The 21516-nt window shown below is 63.8% G+C and carries 9 protein-coding genes and 1 pseudogene; all 10 read left to right on the plus strand.

Features of this window, described 5'->3' with window-relative positions:
* The first annotated feature begins 4 nt into the window (after positions 1-4).
* Entirely contained in the window at positions 5-12256 is a 12252-nt protein-coding gene (locus H0Z09_RS17170) for a filamentous haemagglutinin family protein (protein ID WP_186691677.1), read from the plus strand.
* 469 nt (positions 12257-12725) lie between these two features.
* Positions 12726-13058, plus strand: a pseudogene (locus H0Z09_RS27500) (transposase); the annotation flags it as partial.
* Positions 13059-13117: 59 nt separating this feature from the next.
* The gene (locus H0Z09_RS17180) at positions 13118-14701 is read left to right on the plus strand and encodes a ShlB/FhaC/HecB family hemolysin secretion/activation protein (protein WP_186691681.1); all 1584 of its coding nucleotides are present in this window, start codon (positions 13118-13120) and stop codon (positions 14699-14701) included.
* A 24-nt stretch (positions 14702-14725) separates the two neighbouring features.
* Positions 14726-16525 carry a MotA/TolQ/ExbB proton channel family protein gene (locus H0Z09_RS17185; RefSeq protein ID WP_186691683.1) on the plus strand — a complete coding sequence of 600 codons (1800 nt, stop codon included), beginning with the start codon at positions 14726-14728 and terminating at the stop codon, positions 16523-16525.
* 11 nt (positions 16526-16536) lie between these two features.
* A complete protein-coding gene (locus tag H0Z09_RS17190; protein ID WP_076955068.1) occupies positions 16537-16962 on the plus strand; it encodes a biopolymer transporter ExbD in 426 nt (141 codons plus the stop codon).
* Positions 16963-16965: 3 nt separating this feature from the next.
* Positions 16966-17673 (plus strand): energy transducer TonB, encoded by a 708-nt coding sequence (locus H0Z09_RS17195; RefSeq protein ID WP_186691685.1) that lies wholly within the window; start codon positions 16966-16968, stop codon positions 17671-17673.
* 55 nt (positions 17674-17728) lie between these two features.
* Positions 17729-19429 (plus strand): putative porin, encoded by a 1701-nt coding sequence (locus H0Z09_RS17200; RefSeq protein WP_186691687.1) that lies wholly within the window; start codon positions 17729-17731, stop codon positions 19427-19429.
* 18 nt (positions 19430-19447) lie between these two features.
* Positions 19448-20074, plus strand: a complete 627-nt coding sequence (locus tag H0Z09_RS17205) for a DNA repair protein (protein WP_186691689.1) — start codon at positions 19448-19450, stop codon at positions 20072-20074.
* A 21-nt stretch (positions 20075-20095) separates the two neighbouring features.
* Complete coding sequence (locus H0Z09_RS17210; RefSeq protein ID WP_186691691.1) at positions 20096-20557, plus strand: YbjN domain-containing protein; 462 nt, start codon at positions 20096-20098, stop codon at positions 20555-20557.
* Positions 20554-21495: a peptidylprolyl isomerase gene (locus H0Z09_RS17215; protein WP_186691693.1), complete on the plus strand. Its 942-nt coding sequence runs from the start codon at positions 20554-20556 to the stop codon at positions 21493-21495. The genes H0Z09_RS17210 and H0Z09_RS17215 overlap by 4 nt, the downstream gene beginning before the upstream one ends.
* Positions 21496-21516 lie beyond the last annotated feature (21 nt).

Consider the following 21516-nt stretch of genomic DNA (forward strand, 5'->3'; position numbering starts at 1 on the left):
TCCGATGGTCCGCTGCAAATCTCCGGTCAACCTGAAAGCCCAAGATACCGTGCTGCGCCTCAAGCCCCTGGCCCATGCCATTGCCTTGTTGATGGTGGCAGGCAATGCGCAGGCGGCTACGGCGTTCAGTGCCAGCTGGTTTGCCGACAAGGGCGCGACTCAGGCGGCGACGGCTGCACGGCTCAGTGCCGGGCAGGTGCCGGGGATTCCGACGCTGAACCAGCAGGCGCGGGTCAACCAGCAGTTGGCGCGGTCCATCAGCACGCTCAACACCAGTGTCGCGGCGATTGCGGCGCAACAGGCGGCGCAGGCGGCGGGGCGGCAAGCGGCGTTTGGTCAGGTTTCGAACATTCCCGACGGCCTGGGCAAGGGCGGCCTGCAGGTGGATAACAGCCTCACCCAGGGTTGGCTCAATGCCAACGGGCCGAAGCAAAACCAGTCCGGCGGCAAGACCACAGTGACCATCGAACAGACCGCCGATAAGGCGATCCTCAACTGGGAGACGTTTAACGTCGGGCGCAACACCACGGTGGATTTCCAGCAGCAATCCAGCTGGGCGGTGCTCAACCGCGTCAACGACCCGAATGCGCGGCCCAGCGAGATCCAGGGCCAGATCAACGGCGCCGGCACGGTGATGATCGTCAACCGTAACGGTGTGGTCTTCAGCGGCACCAGCCAGGTCAACGTGCGTAACCTGGTCGCAGCTGCGGCGAACATCACCGACGAGCAGTTCACGCAACGCGGTATTTATGTCGACTCCACCGGCTCTCAACCGACCTTCACTGACGCTGCGGGCAAGGTCGTGGTGCAGCGTGGTGCATTGATCCAGACCCACAGCCCCGCCACCTCCACCGACGCCGGCGGCTATGCCTTGCTGCTCGGCTCCGAAGTCGAGAACGCCGGCACGATCAACACCGCCAAGGGCCAGACCACCCTCGCGGCCGGCGACAGCTTCTACATCCGCAAGGGCGTCGGCACCACCGGCAACGACCGTTCCACTACCCGTGGCAATGAAGTCGCCACCAGCCTCAACGCCGGCAGCAGCGCCGGCAAGGTCAGCAATAACGGGCTGATCATGGCCTCCACCGGTGACATCACCCTGACCGGACATCAGGTGCAGCAAAATGGCGTGGCCCTGGCCAGCACCTCAGTGGACACCCGCGGCACCATTCACTTGCTCAACTCCGCCACCGACACCACCGGCAGCGTGACCCTGGGCGAGGGCAGCACCACTGCGATCCTGCTGGACAGCAGCGGCAGCACTGCGTTGAACAGTCAGAAAGGCAACGGCTTGGTCAATCTCGATGGCACCCCTGCCAACCTGATCACCGGCCAGTTCAACAACCTCAGCGCCGTGGCCGACCGTACCGACCAGTCGCGTATCGAGATCGTCAGCGGCGGCACCGTGGACTTCCAGAAAGGCTCGGTCACCCTGGCCACCGGCGGCCAGGTGGCGGTCAGCGCCGCCGGGCGCAGCCTGGTGCGCGATGGCGCGATGATCGACGTGTCGGGCGCGGTCGGCGTCAAGGTGTCGATGGAATCCAACAACATCAAGATCAACGTGCAGGGCAACGAGCAGCGTGATGCGCCGGTCAACCGTGACGACGGGCAACTGATCAACAACGACGTGTGGGTCGACCTGCGCGAGCTGGTGTTTGTGCCGGCCGGTACCAATGGCTATGCGACGGATCGCTGGTACACCGCCGGCGGCTTGCTGGAGGTGGGCGGTTACCTCGGCACCCAGGGCCATTCGGTGGGCGAGTGGATGGCCCAGGGCGGCACCGTGACCTTTACCGGCAAGGATGTGGTGACCCAAAAGGGCGCGCAGATCAACTTGTCGGGCGGCACCGTGGACGTGCAGGCCGGGTATATCCAGCAGACTTGGCTCAAGGGCCCGGATGGGCGCTTGTACGAGGTGTCCAACGCACCGGGCGATATTCTCTATTCCGGGTTCTACAAAGGCTATGAAGACACCAGCAAACGCTGGGGCCAGACCGATTATTACTACAACCCGATGATCGCCAAGCAGCGCCGATACGAGAGCGGCTACACCGTGGGCCGCGATGCCGGCAAGCTGGTGATCGGCACCACCAGCGCGGTGCTCGAAGGCCAGGTGATCAGCGACGTATTCCAGGGCGATCGCCAGACCCAGGCGCCGAACATCAACCTCGACGGTTACCAGCAATCGCAGAAGGCCATGGCCCAGCGCGCGCAGTTGATCATTGGCGGGTACACGCCGGTCTACAACAAAGCCACCGGCACCCTGCGCTATGCCCTGACCGGCACTGCCAACGAGGTGCTGATCGACAGCAACACGCAGAAAATCGCCGATGGCCTGGACCTCACCGCCGCCTTGCCGGCGGATCGCCAGGGCAAGATGGTGCTCGACAGTGATCAGCTCAATGGCTATCAACTGGGTGCGATCAAGGTCGGCGCCAAACAGCAAATTACCGTCAACGGCGCGCTCAAGGTGGCGGATGGCGGCGACATTACCCTGCTCGGGCCTGGGGTCGATATCGACGCCAACCTCACGGCCCATGGTGGCAGTATCAATGCGGGCAACATCCTCAATCAGGTCAATCTCAATTCGGGCAATACCGTCGGGGATGTGATCCTGGCGGGTGGCGGGCGGGTCGATGTGGCGGCCGGCGTCAAGCTGGATGCCGGCGGGCGTTGGAACAACCTGATGCTGGACCCGAACAACCGCGAAGGCGTGGCGTATGTGAACGGTGGCAAGGTGTCGCTGCGCAGCACCGGCAACGTTAACCTGGCAACCGGCAGTGTGGTGGATGCGTCCTCCGGTGCCACCCTCGGCGTGGATGGCAAGCTCAGCGGCGGCAAAGGCGGCGACGTGACCCTGGGGGCGCTCGGCACCTTGGCGCTGGACGGCGAGATTCGCGGTTATGGCGTCAACGGCGGCGGTACCCTGGCGTTGCAGGCGCGCAAGGTGCAGATCGGAGACGGCGCGACGGCGCCCGCCGCCGATACGCTGAAACTGGCCGGGGATTTTTTCAATAAAGGCTTTTCGGCCTACGACATCACCGGCAACGAAGGGCTGCTCGTCACCGACGGCACCCAGGTGGACGTCATTACCCCGGTCTACCGCCTGGGCCAGCAAACATCGACCACGCCGAGTGGCAGTGATCCTGCGACCGCCCTGGAACGTTGGACGCCGACGTTGTACCAGGAAAACCCGACCCAAGGCGTGCTGACCCAGCGTCGCGGCGCCAGCCTGACGCTGACGGCCGGCTCCAAGGACTCCACCGCCGCACAACTGGCGACCACCGCCCTGACCGTGGGCCAGGGCGCGGTGATCAATGTCGACCCCGGCCAGGGCATCAACTTGCGCAGCGTCGGCCAATTGACCCTCAGCGGCAGCCTGAATGCCTGGGGTGGCAGTGTCAGCCTGGGCGGCCTGAGTGTATCGCCGCAGGCCTGGGAACAACCGATTGCCGCCGGTCATGACCGCTCGATCTGGGTGGGCGAGAACGCGCTGATCGACGTTGCCGCGCGCGCGGTCACGGCGGTGAGCAACCGAGGCAGCGTGTATGGCCAGGTACTCAATGGCGGCAAGATCAGCATCGGCGGCGATATCAACCTGGCCACCGGCATTGCCAGCGCCGGCGATGTGTTTGTGGTGGTGCGCGAAGGCGCGCGCCTGGAGGCGTCCGGTGCCCAGGCGGTGCTGGATGTTCCCGGCCAGGGCCGTATGCCGGTCGCCAGCAATGGCGGCAGCATCAGTTTTGCGTCCAACAATGGTCTGTACCTGGACGGCAGCTTTGTCGCGCGTGCCGGTGGTGCCGGCGCGGCGGGCGGCAGCTTGTCGCTCGCGCTGGAAAGCCCCTATTACGCGAAAAACGTTGTGAACGACCGAGTGCTCAAGGTGCGTGAGCTGGTACTCAGCCAGACCCATCAAGCCAGCGTCTTACCGAGCGCCGCCAGCCTGGAGTACGGTCATGGCCGTCTCGGTGTCGACCAGATCACCGCTGGCGGTTTCGACAACCTGGCCCTGCTCAGCAACGGTTTGCTCAGTTTCGACGGCGATGTGTCGTTGAACATGGGCCAGAGCCTGCGGTTGTACAGCGCCAGTTACAACCTCAGTGAGGGGGCGGCGGCCAGTTCGCGGGTCAACCTGTCGGCGCCTTACTTGCTGTTGGCCGGCATCCTTGCGCCGGCGCAAAGCGGTAAGGAAGCCTACGTGCGTGCGGTGCCGCTGCTGCCCAATCCGTCGCCGCTGGCAACGGCGGCGCAGTTGCGCGCCAGTGCCAACTTGATCGATGTACGCGGCAATGTGTTGTTCGGCAACAAGAGCAACGTGCCGCAGGCGAATAACGCTCAGGTCGCGGTCGAGCGTCGCGGGTTCGACAATGTGCAACTGACCAGCCAAGGCGACTTGCGCTTCCTGGCGGGTGCCGATGCGAACGTGATCTCCCAGGGCATCAGCACGCAATTGGCGACCCAGGGTGACATGACCCTGCGCGCCGCGCAGCTGTACCCCGCCACCGAAGTCGGGGCGCGGGTACTGGCGGGTTATCTGGACGGGAACTCAGCTTTTGACCCGACGCGCACATTGAGCATCGAACGCATCGGTGACGCCCCGGCCGCCTTACCGTACTCGGCCTTCGGCCGCCTGCAATTGGGCGGTGCCAATATCCGCCAGGGCGGCGTGGTGCGTGCGCCACTGGGGCTGATCGAAGTCGGGGTCTTGAACTCGGGCAAGGTTGAGCTGCTGCCGGGTAGCCTGACCTCCGTGAGTGGCAAGGGCCTGGTGCTGCCTTACGGCGGCACGGTGGATGGCCAGGCCTATATGTACAACGGCAAGAAAGTCACATTCGTTGGTCAGGGCGCAACGGATAACAATGGTGGCTTGTATATCGGGATGGTGCTGGGTGGCCAGTCGGTGGCCGTCCAGCCGGGCGCTACGGTGGATTTGTCCGGCGGTGGCGAACTGCTCGGGGCCGGGTTCATTTCCGGACGTGGCGGTTCCACCGATGCGCGCTACAACCCCTTGGTGCAGTTCGGCGCCAATGGCGGGTTTGTACTGCCGGGGCTGGCCTCCAACCCTATCTATGCGATTGTGCTGGGTGTGCAACCGGGCTATGCGCCCGTGGCGCCGGAAGGCGGCGCGGTCGACCCGCTGATTGGCCAGCAAATCACGATCGGCGCCGGCGTGCCGGGGCTGGCGGCGGGCACCTATACGCTGATGCCGTCCACCTATGCGCTGATGCCCGGTGCATTCCGGGTGGAAATTAATGGTCTGGCCGGGTCCGGTGGGGAAGGCGCAACGCAGCAGATGCGCAATGGCTCATGGTCGACGGCGGGGCGCCTGTCCATCGCCAATACCGGCATCGGCAACAGCCTGTCGAGCCAAGTGATCCTGACTTCCGCCGATACCTTGCGCCGTTACTCTCAGTACAACGAAACCGGTTACGGCCAATTCGCCGTGGCCGATGCGGCCAGGCTTGGCGTGCCCCGTGCCCTGCTGCCGGTGGATGCCAAGACCTTGAAACTGGCTTTGCGTCCGGGAGCAGGTGCACAGGCCTTTTCGTTCCAGGGCACCGGTCGCTTCGAGGCCGCTGACGGCGGTTACGGCGGTACAGTGGCGCTGATCAACACGGGCGGGGGGATTGGAGCGGACATCGAAATCGTGGCGGCGGGCAAGGGCGCCAGCAGTGGTTTCGACGGTATCAGCGTGCACGCGCAAAGCTTGAATGCCCTGGGCGCTTCACGTCTGGTGATCGGCGGGATGACGGTGGTTAATTACGGCCAGGCCGGCAACTATATTAACGTCGCCAGCGGCACTACCAGCTCCATTATTCTACGCGACGGTGCCAATCTGGCTGCGCCGGAAGTGCTGTTACTGACCGGCACAGGACGCATCGTCGTCGAGCAGGGTGCATCGATCAACACTATCGGCCGCGGCAAGGCCAGTTATGATGCCCGTGACGGTTTTGTCTACAACGTGACGAACATGTTGGCGGTGTCCAACGGTTTGCTCAACGTGGTAGGTGCGCGGCTAGTGGAATCCAGTCAGGGGATCCAATTGGGCGCATGCAGCAGCGGCGCGTGCAGTGGACAAACCGCCTTGTACTCCGAAGGCACTATTGTCGCGCTGACCGACAATACCTTGCAGATGGGCGAAGAGGTGCGCTATGGCACCCGCCACCTCAACCTCGGCGTGTCGAGCATCAACGTGGGCAGCCCCGAAGCCCTGGCCGCGGCGGCGGCCGGCAATCGCCTGCCGGTAGGCTTGACCCTCAACCAGCAAGTGTTGGAACGCCTGCTGCGCGGCGATACGCAATTCGGCGCCCCGGCCCTGGAAACCCTGCAACTGTCAGCGCGCGACAGCTTCAACTTCTACGGCACCACCACCCTGAACACCTATGACGCGGTGAGCGGCAAGTCGCTGCTGAGCAACCTGATGCTCTCCACGCCGGCCATTTATGGTTCAGGTGGCGCTAACGACGTGGCCACCATTCACACGGCCAACCTGATTTGGCAGGGGGCCGAGGCACCGCCTGTGGGGGCAGTGACCGGCGGTGCCGGCAGCGGCAGCGGACGCCTGGATATCAATGCCGAACGCATCGAGTTTGGCTATGGGGATTTTGCCCAGCCGAGCACCACCAAGTCCTTCGACCGCCTGGCCCTGGGCTTTGCCAATGTCAATCTGAACGCCAGCCAACGCATCACCGCCAACCACAAAGGCAGCCTGTCGGTGTACCAGCGCCAGGGTGCTTTTGACGCGCTCAAGGGTTTTGCCTACAGCGGTGGCAACCTGAATATCCTCACGCCGCTGATGACCGGTGAAGCCGGTTCGGTCAACCGTATTACCGCCGGTGGCGCGATTGATGTGAGCGCTTCGGCAGGCCCGGTGGGCAAGGTGGAAGGTATCGGCGCTGAGTTGTCGTTGCAGGGCGATAGCATTCGCCTGGCCAGCGCGGTGGTGTTGCCCAGTGGCAAAGTCACCCTGGGTGCGCGTGGCGATGTGGTGTTGACCGATGTCGCCTCGATTGATGTGGGGGGGCGTGCCATCCCCTTCAACGACCTGACCAAGTACAGCGCGGGAGGTGAGGTGCTGCTGGAAAGCCGCGCAGGTAATGTGCTGCAGGCGGCCGGTTCGACCATCGACCTGTCGGCGCAGCACAACCAGGCGGGCCGGTTGCGCGCAGTGGCCGTGGACGGCGCGGCGGGCATCGTCGACCTGTCGGGCAAAATCGTCGCCGGCAGCAGCGGTTACTACGACGCCGGCGGCACGCTGGTGCCGTACCTGGCCGGTTCGGTTGAAATCCAGGCCCAGCGCCTGGCTGCCAGTGGCACCCTGAGTGACCAGTTCGCGGCACTCAACCAACGCCTCAACCAGGGCCAGGTCTATGGCGCGCGCAGCTTTCAGTTCAAGCAGGGCGACTTGACCATCGGCAATGACGTCAAGGCCAACAGCGTCAATGTCTCGATCGACAACGGCAGCCTGCGCGTGACCGGCCTGGTAGATGCCAGCGGTGAGCGCGTGGGCAGCATCAACCTGGCCGCGAAAAATGGCCTGACCCTCGACGGCGGCGCCGTGCTGGACGCCCATGGCACGCAATTACGCGTGGACAGCTACGGCAAGATCATCGACTCGCCCAACCGTGCCATCGTGGTCCTCACCTCAGGCCAGGGCCAACTGACCCTGGCCAATGGAGCGCGGATCGACCTGCGCCATGGCACCGAGGCCGCGACCGGCAATGACGGGCGCAGCCGGGGCACGCTGGAACTCAACGTGCCGCGAATAGGCGGCGATGACATCGCCATCGACGCCAGCGGGCAGTTGACTATCCAGGGCGCGCGTTCGATCGCCCTCAATGGCATGAGAACCTACGACGATGCCCCGACCAAAACCGACGAAACGCCCAATGGGCGTCCGTACCAGGCGATTGACCAGGACTACCTCAAGGGCGTCGATGATGCGAATACGACATTCATCAAAGCAGCGCGCGTTAATAACAACTTGCTGCAAAAGCTCGCCGGCTTGAACAACGCCACCTACGGCGATGTTTTCCACCTGCGCCCCGGCGTAGAAATCATCAGCAAAACCCCGGACGGCGACCTGGTGGTGCAGGGCGATCTGGACTTGTCCAGCTATCGCTACGCCAGCCTCAAATCAACGGCCTTGACCGAGGCCGGTAGCCTGACCCTGCGCGCCGGCGGCGACCTGAATATCTACGGCAGCATCAACGATGGCTTTGCCGCGCCACCGCCCACCGACGATGACAATGGCTGGGTGCTGCGCGCCGGTATCGACTACACCGGCGGCACGGTGGTGGTGCCTGGCAGTGGCGTCACGCTGGAGGCCGGCACTGTGTTCCCTGGCGGAGCGACGCTGAACTTCGATGTACCGACCCAGCCGTTTTTTCTGGGTGCGGGCACTCGGTTGCCCGTCGCGGCAACGCTGCTCCAACCCCTGCTACTGCCGGCCGGGACGGTGTTGGCGGCCGCGGTTCGGGATGGATCGGGTAATGTGCTGTTAGCGGCAGGCACACTGCTGAGTCAGCCCCAGACCCTCGCCGCCGGCAGCATCCTGGATGCCGGTAGCCTGCTGAACAGTTCGGCCAACTTCAATGGGCTGACATGGCCCAAGGGTGTACCATTGGCAGCGACCTTGACACTGGCCGCCAGCAAGGTGCTGCCCCGTGGCGCTCTGTTGCCGTCGGGTACGGACGTCAAGTTGCCGGGCGGTGTGGAGTCGGTCGCGTTGCGCGACGCCGGTCACCAGGGAAAGAACTGGGCAATTGCGCCGATGCTGGCGGAGGGCTCGCAGTCGTGGTCGATTCGCCTGGTGGCGGGGGCTGATACAGAGGCGGCTGATAGTCGTCTGCTGCAGCCGCATCCGGTCACCGGCAATTTGCGTTTGGCGGACAGTCATTATGGGATGTTCGGTAAAGGTGCCCAGGTATGGACCGAGCTAGGCTCTCAGGACTTTTATGGGGACGATAGGATGGTGGGCAAGCCGGTCGACCCCTCTGACGGTATTGCTTATGAAGGCGTGTGTGAGGATGAACCTGCATACTGTGAAACCGATGACACTGTTTACACCTTGCTGGCGGGCGGCAGCACGCGCTTCAGCGTAATCCGCACTGGTGCGGCAGACCTTGACCTGCTGGCTGCCGGCAACCTGAGCATGGAGTCGCTGTTCGGTGTCTACACCGCCGGCAGCTCGTCAACTGGTACTTCGGCTAACGATCCGTATAACCTCAAGCGTGCCTTGGGCAGCAATAATAAAGTGCTGACTGACGCAGGTGGGAACGAAAAGCTGGTCAATGGTGATACAGGCAGCCTTTATCGCGCCTGGTACCCGGACACTGGCGGCAATCTGCTGCTGAAGGTGGGTGGCAACTTGACGGGTAACATCACCAGTGCGGCGAATAATGGCGTTGGTCGTCCGGTACCTACCGAGCTGGGACAGGATTCAGCCAATGTCGGCAACTGGTTGTGGCGCCAGGGCAACGGCCTGAGTGGCAGCCAGGCGCAAGCCACCGCGTGGTGGATCAACTTTGGTTCCTACGTGACCGGCATGACCTCCCCAAGTGCGGACCAGATGGCTGGGTTCACGGGCTTCGGCACCCTGGGGGGAGGCAACCTTAACGTTGATGTGGGCGGCGACGCGGGGATCCTCAAAGCCTCGTCGGAGCCGCAGAACGTCAGCCCCCGCAGCCAGGGGCTGGTACTGGCGGTAGGCAGCACCGGGCGCGTCGCGGCCGATGGCAGCGTACAACTGACGGGCGGCGGTGATCTGAACCTGCGGGTCGGCGGAGCGTTAAACCCTGCCAGTCAGGTCAACAGAGACCACCTCAACGGCGCGCTGGTGAATACGCGGGGTCACGTACTACTTACCGGCGGTGCCCTGGGTAGCCTGACCTTGCGTTATGGCAGCCAGTTCACAGACCAGAGCCCCAGCGAAGTGCGCGCCTACGACCCGCTGCGCTCCACGTCGGCCAGGGCGGCCGGCGGCTTGAGCCTGTTGCCGGGTGACGCCACCTTCAACCTGGCCACCCGCGGTGACTTGGTGCTGCAGGACGTTACCGATCCGGGCCGCGCGCCGCAAGTCAATGCGCTGGCATACACGAGCGGTGGCGTCAACGGCATTGGACATAGCTGGTTCAGCCTGTGGACCGACCGCACGGCGGTGGACCTGTTCTCCGCCGGGGGCAACCTCACCCCCCTGACCGAGACGCTGGACACCGATATGGCAGCGGTCTATCCAGCTACCTTGCGCGCCGTCGCCGCCAGCGGCAGTTTGTACTACGGCCGTGCATCAAGGAGTGACTCAAGTACTCTGCCACCGCTCAGGGCAATGGTGCTGGCGCCTTCGGCCAATGGCCAGCTGGAGCTGCTCGCAGGCGACTCGATCTACGGCGGCGACCTGACGATCAGCCGCTCCAGCGCAGCCCCGCAAAGCCGGGCGACGATTTTGCGCCCGGCGTTTCTCGGCTTCCTGGGTAATCACACCCCGGTAAACGGCAGCGGTAATCTCTCCAGCGATGGCAGCATTGCAAGCTTCGAAGTTTCCCCGCTGTTCGCCTTCGGTCCCAACACCGCCAGCACACTATGGGGCAATGCGTTGGAACCCGCGCGCTTCTACGCGCTGACGGGAGATCTGCTGGGCGTCAACAGTGGGCGCTCTATCACCATCACCAATAGTACCAGCATGGACGACCCGCGTTTGGGCCAGACCTACTATGAAGGCGCAGGCCCGGTCTGGATGCTGGCCGGGCGCGATATCGTCAGCAGCGGTACCGGCCTGAGTGGGGCCACTGGTGGTGAAGACAAAACCGGTCGATACACCTTTGCCGGCAACCTGTTCGTCCACAACAACCCCACCGATATCTCCATCGCCAGCGCCGGCCGCGACATCCTCTACAGCAGCTTCAACGTCGCCGGCCCCGGCAACCTCGAAGTGACCGCCGGCCGCAATATCCTGATGGATGACAAGGTCGGCATTACCAGCCTCGGCGCCGTGGCCCCAGGCGACAACCGCCCCGGCGCGAGCATCGTCATGCAAGCCGGCGTAGGCCCCAACGGCCCGGATTACCTGCGTTTCGTCGAGGCCTACCTGAACCCCGTCAACCTGGCGCAACCGGGTGAGTCGATCCAGGGCGACAAGGTCGCCAAAACCTACGAAAACGAACTGGTCGGCTGGCTTGCCACGCGCTTCGGTTTCGTCGGCAACACCGAGCAGGCCCGCGCCTACTACACGGCCCTGCCGGTCGAGCAACAACGGGTATTCGCCCGTGACGTGTACTTCGCCGAACTCAAGGCCGCCGGCCGCGAATACAACCAGGCTGGCAGCGTGCGCGAGGGCAGTTACCTGCGTGGCCGTGAGGCGATTGCGGCGCTGTTCCCGAGCACGGACGTGGCCGGCAACCCGATCACCTACAAGGGCGACATCACGATGTTCGGCGGCGCGGGCGTGCACACCAACTTCGGTGGCTCGATCCAGATGCTCACCCCCGGTGGCCGTCAGACCTTCGGCATCGAAGGCGCGGCCCCCCCGTCCACCGCGGGCGTGATCACCCAGGGTTCCGGTGATATCCAGCTGTATTCCATGGGCAGCATCCTGCTTGGCCAGAGCCGCATCATGACCACCTTCGGCGGCTCGATCATGGGCTGGACCAGCGAGGGCGACATCAACGCCGGGCGTGGTTCCAAGACCACCGTGGTGTACACGCCGCCCAAGCGCGTCTATGACAACTGGGGCAACGTGAGCCTGTCGCCGTCGGTGCCGAGCACGGGCGCGGGGATCGCCACGCTCAACCCGATCCCGGAAGTGCCGGCGGGGGACATCGACCTGATCGCGCCGTTGGGCACCATCGATGCAGGCGAGGCGGGGATTCGGGTGTCCGGCAACGTCAACATCGCCGCCTTGCGCGTGGTGAATGCGACGAACATCCAGACCCAGGGCAAATCGTCCGGGGTGCCGGTGTCGGCCGCCGTCAACACCGGGGCCATGAGTTCGGCCAGCGCGGCGGGGGCGGCGGCGTCCCAGGCGGCGGAAGACGCGGCGCGCAGCCAGCAGGCCGCGGCCAAGCAGGGCCGGCCGTCGATCATGACCGTGGAAGTATTGAGCCTGGGCAGCGAACCGTTGCCCCGTGAGCCGCAACCGCAGCAAAAAAACTCCAGCTACAACCCCGACAGCCCGGTGCAGGTGCTGGGCGCAGGGCCGTTGAGCGAACAGGCGCGGGCGCGGTTGACGGATGAGGAGCGCAAGCAGATCAGTTTGTAAAACCTTGAAAGGACCTCTCGATGGACCGTTTGGGGCGATCAGTGATCGCCCCGTTTTTTTGTCTGCGGGAACGATCAAATGAAGCTTTCATGACAAAAGTTCGGTAGCTCCCACCCACGCCCGTCTCTCCTATGTAACGCGCTGGAGGCCGCCACACGTGGCCTCCCCAGCCGTCAGCAAGACGCCAGGAGTGGGGCACGTGGGAACTATGGAACGTTACTCGAAAGTAGGCATGCAGGAGCTCGATCAGCGCTTGTCGAAGATCGTCGAAGCGGCGCGCAAGAAGCCGGTTTCGGTGTATCGCTACGGCGCGCCGTGGGTGTGGATCGTCTCGCAGGACGACTGGCAGGGCGCGCTGAAGGAAGTGTCCAGCTACATCCCGGCGGGGCATTCGCTGGTGCTGCTGCGCCCCCGGATCGATGAGGTGCTGGACCAGCACCGTGACTGGCTGGTGGCTGACGCCCCGATGTCGATCGCCCCGCACACCGTGTTGCAAATTCTGTTGCTGCAACTGCTGTATTCGGTGCCCAGCGAGCAGCAGCTGCACGAACAGCTGAACTACAACCTGCTGTTCCGCTGGTTCGTCGGCCTGGACCTGAACCAGAAGGTCTGGAGCATTCATGCACTGACCCGCGACATCGCCACGCTGCTGAACCACCCACAGGCGGTGCAACTCATCCAGAAAATCATCGGTGACGTGTTTTGTGGCGCCTTGCTGCACATGCCGGAGTTCTCGTTGAACTTCGCCTTGCTGCACACCTGGCTGGCCCGGCACGGCAATACCTCGATCACCAGCAATTGAGCAGGCCGCACGCCGGGCAATCGGCGATGGCACACAACAACAGAAAGTCAGGGGGCGGTGTGGAGCATCTGTTCAAATTAACGCTGGCGCTGTGTTGCGTGACGCTGGGGAGCGTGACGCAAATAGCGCTGGCCGAGGAAGAAGCGGCGGCGCGCAAGGTCGACGTCAACGAGTACTTCGTGCGCGGCAACACGGTGCTGGACGCGGCGACCATCGAGGAGGCGGTGTACCCGTTCCTCGGCCCGCAGAAGACCTTGGGCGATATCGAAGGCGCCCGCGATGCGTTGCAGAAGATCTACCAGTCGCGCGGCTACCAGTCGGTGTTTGTCGAGCTGCCCGAGCAGAAGGTCGACGATGGGATCGTCTACCTGCAAGTCAGCGAAACCAAGGTGGGCCGTGTGCGTGTGGTCGGCGCCAAACACTACTCGCCAGTGGAAATCCGCGAGCAGGTGCCAGCCTTGGAAGAGGGCGCGGTGCCGGACTTTGCCACTGTGCAAACCCAGTTGGCCGGTCTCAACCGCAGTGCTGGTCGCCAGGTCACGCCACTGGTACGCGAAGGCCAGCGCCCCGGCACCATGGATGTGGATTTGCAAGTGGAAGACCAGAACCCCTGGCACGCCAGCATCGGCCTGAACAACGACTACAGCGCCGACACCGAAAAGCTGCGCTCGGTGGCAACCCTGGGCTACGACAACCTGTGGCAACTGGGGCACAGCATTTCCCTGACCTACTTCACCGCGCCCCAGGATACCGAGAATGCCAAGGTCTGGTCGGGCTCCTACAGCGCCCCATTGAACGAGCGCTGGACCTTGCAGTTCTCCGGTTACCAGTCCGACAGCAACATCGCCACCATCGGCGGCAGCAACGTATTGGGCAAGGGGCATTCCTACGGCGTGTCGGCGATCTACAACCTGCCGGCGGCCGGTAACTGGGCCAACTCGTTCTCGTTCGGCGTCGACTTCAAGGACTTCGACGAAGAAATGAAGTTCGGCGCCAGCAGCGATCAGGTGCCGCTCAAGTACGCCCCATTCACCTTGGGCTACAACGGTTATCGCTACACCGAGCAATCCCAGTTGGGCCTCGGCTTGAACCTGGTGGTCGGCACCCGCGCATTCTTCGGTTATGGCAGCGACGCCGAGGAATTCGACTACAAGCGCTACAAGGCCAGCGCCAGTTTCGCCGTGCTCAAGGGCGACCTGAATTACACCTACACCTTCGCCAACGATTGGCAGTCGGCCACCAAAGGCGGCTTCCAGCTCGCCTCCGGACCGCTGGTGTCCAACGAGCAGTACTCCGCCGGCGGCGCCACCTCGGTGCGCGGTTACCTGGCGGCGGAGCGCACCGGGGATGAGGGCTACTTGCTCTCCCAGGAGTTGCGCACGCCGTCCCTGGTCAAGTTTCTCGGCAGTTATGTGCAGGAGTGGCGCTTCTATGCGTTCGCCGAAGGCGCGCGCATGCGCCTGCACGACCCACTGCCCGAGCAAGAAGACGAATACAGCCTGGCCAGTGTCGGCCTGGGCACCCGCGCCAGTTTGAGCAAATGGTTGTCCGGCAGCCTGGATTGGGGCTTGCCGCTGCTCGATGGACCGAACACCCAGAAACAGGACTCGCGACTGCACTTCAGTGTGCAGGCGACTTTCTGACTTTTTCTTTCGGAGATTTCACCCATGCAACGCCTATTCCTGAGCCTGTTGATCTGCCTGGGCTTCGCGCTCCCGGCCACCGCCCATGCCTGGTGGCAGGACGACTGGCACTACCGCAAGCAGATCTCGGTCGACACCACCGCCCAAGGCGCGGCGATCAACCAGGCCCTGGGCCGCACCGCGCTGCTGGTGCGCCTGCACACCGGCAACTTCAGCTTCGACGGGGTCAAGGATGACGGCTCCGATTTGCGCTTTGTGAGTGCCGATGACAAAACCGTGTTCAACCACCAGATCGAAAGCTTCGACCCGTTGATGGGCATGGCGCTGATCTGGGTCGATGTACCCAAGGTCGAAGGCGGCCAGCGCCAGGACCTGTGGATGTACTACGGCAACCAGAAAGCCGCGGCCAGCGCCAACGGCCAACTGACCTTCGACCCGAACTACACCGCGCTCTACCACTTCGACGGCGCCAACGGCACCCCGGTCCGCGACACCACGGCCTACGCCAACACCGCGTTGAACGCCACCGGTGCGAGCATCGACGGTGTGATCGGCCGCGCCTTGCAGCTCGGCGGCCAGCCGCTGATGCTGCCGGCCAGCCCATCGCTGCAACAGGCTGCCGGCGGCGCGTTCACCTTCAGCGCCTGGTTGCGCCTGGACCAGGCCAGTGGCGAGCAGGTGCTGCTGGCCCGTCGCGACGCGCCTCACAGCTTGTTGCTGGGCGTGAACCAAGGCATGCCCTTCGTCGAAATCGACGGCCAGCGCGCCGTGTCGACCCAGCCGCTCAACCCCGGCCAATGGCAGCACCTGGCATTCACCGCCGAGGGCGCCAAGGTCACGCTGTATGTGAATGGCCGCGAAACCGCGACCCTGGCCGTCGCCTTGCCGGCATTCAATGCCCAACTGGCGATCGGCGCCGATTTGCCGGAGGCGGGCAGTACGCATCTGCCTTTCGCCGGGGCCATCGATGAGCTGCGCCTGTCCAAGGTCGCACGCCCGGCCGCGCTGTTGCTGGCCGATGCCAGCGCCCAGGGCGCCGAGTCGAAACTGGTGGCCTATGGCGTGGACGAAGAACAGTCCGGCATTGGTTTCGGCAGCCTGGGCTTCTTGCTCAACGCCGTGCCGGTGGACGCCTGGGTGATCATCCTGGTGCTGGTGGCGATGATGTTCCAGTCGTGGGTCATCATGCTGCGCAAGAACCGTCAGGTCAGCCGCCTCAGCAGTGCCAACGAGATATTCCGCGAGCACTTCGCGCAAATCGGCACCCGCCTGGAGATGTACGCCGACGATACGCAACTGGCCGAGCGCCTGACCCATTCTTCGCTGTGGCGCCTGTACCTGGTAGCGGTCAAGGAGATCCGCACCCGCCGAGCCCAGGGCGCCGACACCTCATCGGTCTCGGCCGCGACCATCGAAGCCATCCGCTGCTCCATGGACGGCGTGCGCACCCGCGAAAACCAGGCGCTCAGTTCCAAGCTCTCTACGCTGTCCAACGCTATCGCCGGCGGCCCCTACATTGGCCTGCTCGGTACGGTGCTGGGGATCATGGTGGTGTTCCTCGGCACGGCGATGGCCGGTGACGTCAACATCAACGCCATCGCCCCCGGTATGGCGGCGGCCCTGCTGGCCACGGCCATGGGCCTGTTCGTCGCGATCCCGGCGCTGTTTGGCTACAACCGCCTGATCACGCGCAACAAGGAAGTCAGCGCGGACATGCGTGTGTTCGTCGACGAGTTCATCACCCGCCTGGCGGAGATGCACGGCGAGAGCCAGCACAGTGAAGCGGCGCACCGCGTTGCGCATCACGCACCGGTTCCGGCCTGAGGAGAATCGCCATGGCTTCCGTAAATAGCTCCCATGACGATGACGATGATGCCGCCGTCGACAGCATCAACATCACGCCCTTGGTGGACGTGCTGATGGTGGTGCTGGTGATGTTCATCCTCACCGCCACCGCCCAGGTGTCGGGCATCCAGATCCATTTGCCCAAGGCCAGCGCCTCGGTGTCGCTGTCGGAGGCCAAGACCAAGGCGATCTCCGTGAATGACGGCGGGCAGGTGTTCCTCGACGCCTACCCGGTGACCCTCGGCGAGCTGGAAGAGCGCCTGCGTATCGAGAAAGCGCTGAACCCGGATTTCCCGGTGATCGTGCGTGGCGATGCGATGGTGCAGTACCAGAAGGTGATCGAAGTGCTCGACCTGTTGCGCCGGCTGGAGCTGTCCCAGGTCGGGCTGGTCACCGGCAAACCGAGCCAGGGCTGAGTCATGACCGCACAGATCCCGATTGCGCCCATGCCCGTGAAGAATAAGCCGCCGCTGCGCCCGCTGAAGTGGGGCGTCGGCCTGTTGCTGGGCGCTGTGGCGGCCTGGTTTTTATGGCAGTGGGCCAATGACATGAGCGGCGTGCGCCGCGAAGCGCCGAAGGTGCCGACGATTATTCCGTTGCCGCCACCACCGCCACCGCCGCCGGAAAAACCCAAGGAGCCTGAGCCTCAGGTCGAGGAAAAAATCCCCGAACCGGTGCCCAGCCCCGAACCGGAGGAGGTCAAGCCGGCCGAGGAAGCACCGCCTTCGCCCGCCGCCGACCTGGCCAACCCGATGCAGATCGATGGCGACGCCCAGTCCGGCAATGACGGTTTCAACATCGGCGCCGGTAAAGGCGGCGGCATGGCCGGCAGCGGTGGCGGCGGCGGGTTGGGGACCGGCACGTACAAGCAGTACCTGGCCGGCACCTATCAACGGCTGATGCGCGAGGACCCTGAATTACGCAAGAAGGCTTTCTCGATACAGATAGACCTGTGGCTGGGCGCCGATGGCCAGGTCACCAAGGCGTTGGTGGCCAAGTCCAGCGGCGATGCCGAGACCGACGCGCAAATGCTTGCTTTGATACAGGCGCCGCGTGCCACACAGAAGCCGCCGGCGTCGCTGACGCTGCCCATGCGCCTGTCGCTCAAGGGCCGGCGCCCGGAATGACCGAGCACGTGTTCTTGGATTTTTCTCAACGGATTTTTGTAGGAGTTGCGTACACATGATTTCCCCCGTGAATCGACTGACCCTGGCGGTCGGCATGGTCATCGCGACCCTGGTCGGCCAGGCGACGGCGGCCCCGGTCGCCCCCTCGGAAAACGTCACCATCAACCTGATTCGCCTGTTGGTGCAGCAAGGCGTGCTCAAGCAGGAAACCGCCAACGGTCTGATTGCCCAGGCTGAAAAAGAAGCCCTGCAGGCACGTCAGGCTAATGCCGCTCCGGTGGTTGCCAGCGGCCCGGCGACTGCTCCCGGCGACGTACGCGTGCAGTACGTGCCGCAGGCGGTGCGCGATCAGATTCGTGACCAGGTGAAGGCTGAGGTCATGTCCACTGCGAAAAAGGAAAACTGGGCGCAGCCCAATACCTTCCCGGACTGGATCTCGCGCATCAGCTTTGACGGCGATATCCGTTTGCGCGACGAGTCGCGTTATTTTTCGGGGCGTAACGACAACACCATCACCGACTACGCCAAGCTCAATGACACCGGCCCCTACGACGTCAACAAAAACTCCAACACCAGGTTCCCACCCTTGCTCAATACCCGCGAGGACCGCGAAAACCTGTTCCGCCTGCGTGCACGCCTGGGCATGAAAGCAGTGCTGTCGCCGGAATGGACCGCCGGCATCCGCATCGCCACCGGCTCCGACAATAACCCGGTGTCCACCACCCAGACCTTGGGCGGTGGCTTTGGCAAAAAAGACATCTGGCTCGATCAGGGTTACCTCACCTGGGCCACCACCGACTACATGAAATTGACTGCCGGGCGCATCGGCAACCCGTTCTATTCCACCGACATGATGTATTCCAACGACCTCAACTTCGACGGTGTGGCGGCCATCTTCAATCACACGCTCAATAGCGAATGGGGCCTGTTCGGCACACTCGGCGCCTTCCCGGTCGAATATACCTCCGACACCGCCAGCATCAATGGCATCGACAAGGAAGACAGCGAGACCAAATGGCTGTTCGGCGGGCAGATCGGCGCGGACTGGAAGATCAATCGCAGCAACCGCCTCAAGCTGGCGGCTGCCTATTACCAGTTCCAGGACATCGAAGGCGAGCGCTCCAGCCCTTGTTCAACGTGGTCGGGCGCGGCGGGTTGCGACACCGACGGCACGCGCGTGGCTTTCATGCAAAAAGGCAACACGGTGTTCAACCTGCGCAACAACACCACTAACCCCACGGACCCCGCGCGGACGCCGGATCCTCAATTCGTAGGCCTGGCCTCCAAGTTCGATGTGCTCGACCTCAACCTGGTCTGGGACAGCGAATTGCCCAGCGATTTCAAATTGCGCTCCCAAGGCAACTTCATCCACAACCTGGCCTACGACAAGGGCGAGATGCTCAAGCGCAGCGAGGGCGAGATCGTCAACAACATCAACAGCAAAGGCCAGTTTGAAAGCGGCGGCAATGCGCTGATGGTCTCGTTCACCCTCGGCAGCGCGCTGGAGATGCGCAAGCGTGGCGACTGGAACGTGCTGGCCGGCTACAAGTACATCCAGCCCGACGCCTTGCCCGACGGCTTCAACGACTCGTCGTTTCACCTGGGCGGCACCAACGCCAAGGGTTACTTCATTGGCGCCAACTACGGCATCGAAAAGAACATCTACGCCAGCGCGCGTTGGTTGAGTGCGTCCGAAGTGTATGGCCAGCCGTTCGAAGTCGATGTGATGCAACTGGAACTCAACACGCGCTTTTAATGCGCAGGGAGATGCCACATGAACACACGAATCTGCGCGCTGCTCTTGGTGTTCGTCGCCACGGCGGCGTCGGCTGAAGGCATGGAGGAACGCCTGCGCACGCAACTGCGCAGCACCACCCAGCAATTGCAGGCGCTGCAAAGCGAACAGGCCCAGGCCAGCGCGGCGCGCCTTGCCGCCGAAAGCCAGGCCAAGCAGGCCCAGGCGCAAATCAAGCAGCTGACGGCCGAACTCGCCCAGGCCCGGGGCGTGGCCGAGCAACTGGCCGGCCAGCAACAGAGCCTGCACAGCCAGGCGCAAGCCCAGGTGGCGGCGAGCAACGAGCAGATCGGCAAGTTCAAGAAGGCTTATGACGAACTGCTGCTGCTGGCCAAGGGCAAGGAAGCCGAGCGCGCCCGCCTGCAGGCGCAGTTGAGCGAACGTGACACACAAGTGCAGCAATGTTCAGTCAAGAATCAACAGATGTATGGCGTGGCCCAGCAGTTGCTCGCGGCCTACGAAAAAATCGATGTGACCGAGGTGATGAGTATCCGCCAGCCGTTCGCCAGCAGCGCGCGGGTCAAGTTCGAGGAACTGGCCCAGGGCTTTGGCGACGATTTGTACAAGAGCCGTTTCGATGCGCCCCAGGCAACCGCCAATCATTGATAGAGACAGGGAAGAATTGACATGACCGATTTGATCACCAGCGTCACCACCCAGAGCCTCACCGAACTGCTGCAGGAAGCTGGCTACCGGGTCAACCAGACCGAACAGAACGGCATCGTGCAGTTGCTCAGCGCCAGCCAGGGCATCGGCTTTGCCGTGCGTTTCGGCAACCCGGCGGCGGAGCAGGGCGCGTACGTGGACTTCACCTACAGCTGCGCGCTACGCGTCCAGGGCGAGTTGCCTGAAGGTCTGGCCCAGGTGTGGAACGCATCGCGGCGCTTTGCGCGGTTGTCGGTGCAGGGCGAATTTTTGCTGATGGAAATGGACGTAGTGGTGGCCGGCGTCGGCGCCACGCACCTGCGCAGCCAACTGGAGCTGTGGGACCGCCTGTTGCAGGAATTCATTGTCTATCTGCGTGAATACAGCCAGCAGGCGGCGCAGTTGCAGGCTGCATCGATTGGCGAAGAGGCGCCTGTATTGTGAAAAAACCAACCCTGATGGTCGGCGCGGGCGCGTTGGCCTTGCTGGTGGTGGCGGTGGGCTTGAGCCTGCGGCCGGGCAGCGACCCGGTGGCGGCGCAGCAACCGGCGCCGGTGATCAACCCTGTATCGGCCGGACCGGCGGTGGCCCGCCTGGGCAATCAGCAGATCGACCTGACGGAACTGAAAACCGTACTGGCCAGCCTGCCGGCCGAGTCCCGCGAGCAACTGCGCGGCAACCGGGGCGCACTGGAGACCTGGATTCGTTCACGCCTGGCGCAAAAAGCCGTGCTCGAACAGGCCGATGCCCAAGGCTGGCGCCAGCGCCCGGACGTGGAGCAGCAGACCCGCGCCGCCGCCGAGCAGATCGTGTTTCGCGACTACATGCTTTCGGTCAGCCAGGTGCCGGCCGACTACCCCAGCGCGGCGGAGTTGCAGCAGGCCTACGACAGCGGCAAGGCGCAATGGGTGACGCCGCCGTTGTACCGGGTGAGCCAGATTTTCCTTGCGGTGAACGATCCGCAGAATATCGAGGCCATACGCCGCCAGGCCCAGGAGCTGAGCCGTCGGGCCCAGGCGGCGCCGGCGGATTTCGCCGCCCTGGCCACGCAGTTTTCCCAGGACACCGAATCCGCCGCGCGCGGCGGCGACTCGGGCATGCAACCCCTGCAACAGCTGGTGCCGGAAGTACGCAGTGCGGTGTCGCGCCTCAAGGTCGGCGCGGTGTCGGACGTGGTGCAGAGCGCAGCGGGGTTTCATGTGCTCAAGCTCACCGGTCAACAACCGGCGCGCACCGCGACCCTCGACGAACTGCGTGAACGCCTGACACAGGCCTTGCGTACCCAGCGTCAGGAACAGATCGCCAAGGCCTACCTCGAAGGCATGCTCAACACGGCAACCCTGAGCATCGACGGCGCCGAGTTGAACAAGGTGCTGGAGTAACCCGCATCACTTCGCATTGGA

Origin of the sequence: Pseudomonas sp. SWRI18, from assembly GCF_014268345.1 — a bacterium.
Lineage (GTDB): Bacteria > Pseudomonadota > Gammaproteobacteria > Pseudomonadales > Pseudomonadaceae > Aquipseudomonas > Aquipseudomonas cedrina.

Coding starts and splice junctions, on each gene's coding strand:
- H0Z09_RS17200 (WP_186691687.1), top strand. CDS start 17,729: ATGATTTCCCCCGTGAATCGACTGACCCTGGCGGTCGGCATGGTCATC.
- H0Z09_RS17170 (WP_186691677.1), top strand. CDS start 5: ATGGTCCGCTGCAAATCTCCGGTCAACCTGAAAGCCCAAGATACCGTG.
- H0Z09_RS17205 (WP_186691689.1), top strand. CDS start 19,448: ATGAACACACGAATCTGCGCGCTGCTCTTGGTGTTCGTCGCCACGGCG.
- H0Z09_RS17210 (WP_186691691.1), top strand. CDS start 20,096: ATGACCGATTTGATCACCAGCGTCACCACCCAGAGCCTCACCGAACTG.
- H0Z09_RS17185 (WP_186691683.1), top strand. CDS start 14,726: ATGCAACGCCTATTCCTGAGCCTGTTGATCTGCCTGGGCTTCGCGCTC.
- H0Z09_RS17190 (WP_076955068.1), top strand. CDS start 16,537: ATGGCTTCCGTAAATAGCTCCCATGACGATGACGATGATGCCGCCGTC.
- H0Z09_RS17195 (WP_186691685.1), top strand. CDS start 16,966: ATGACCGCACAGATCCCGATTGCGCCCATGCCCGTGAAGAATAAGCCG.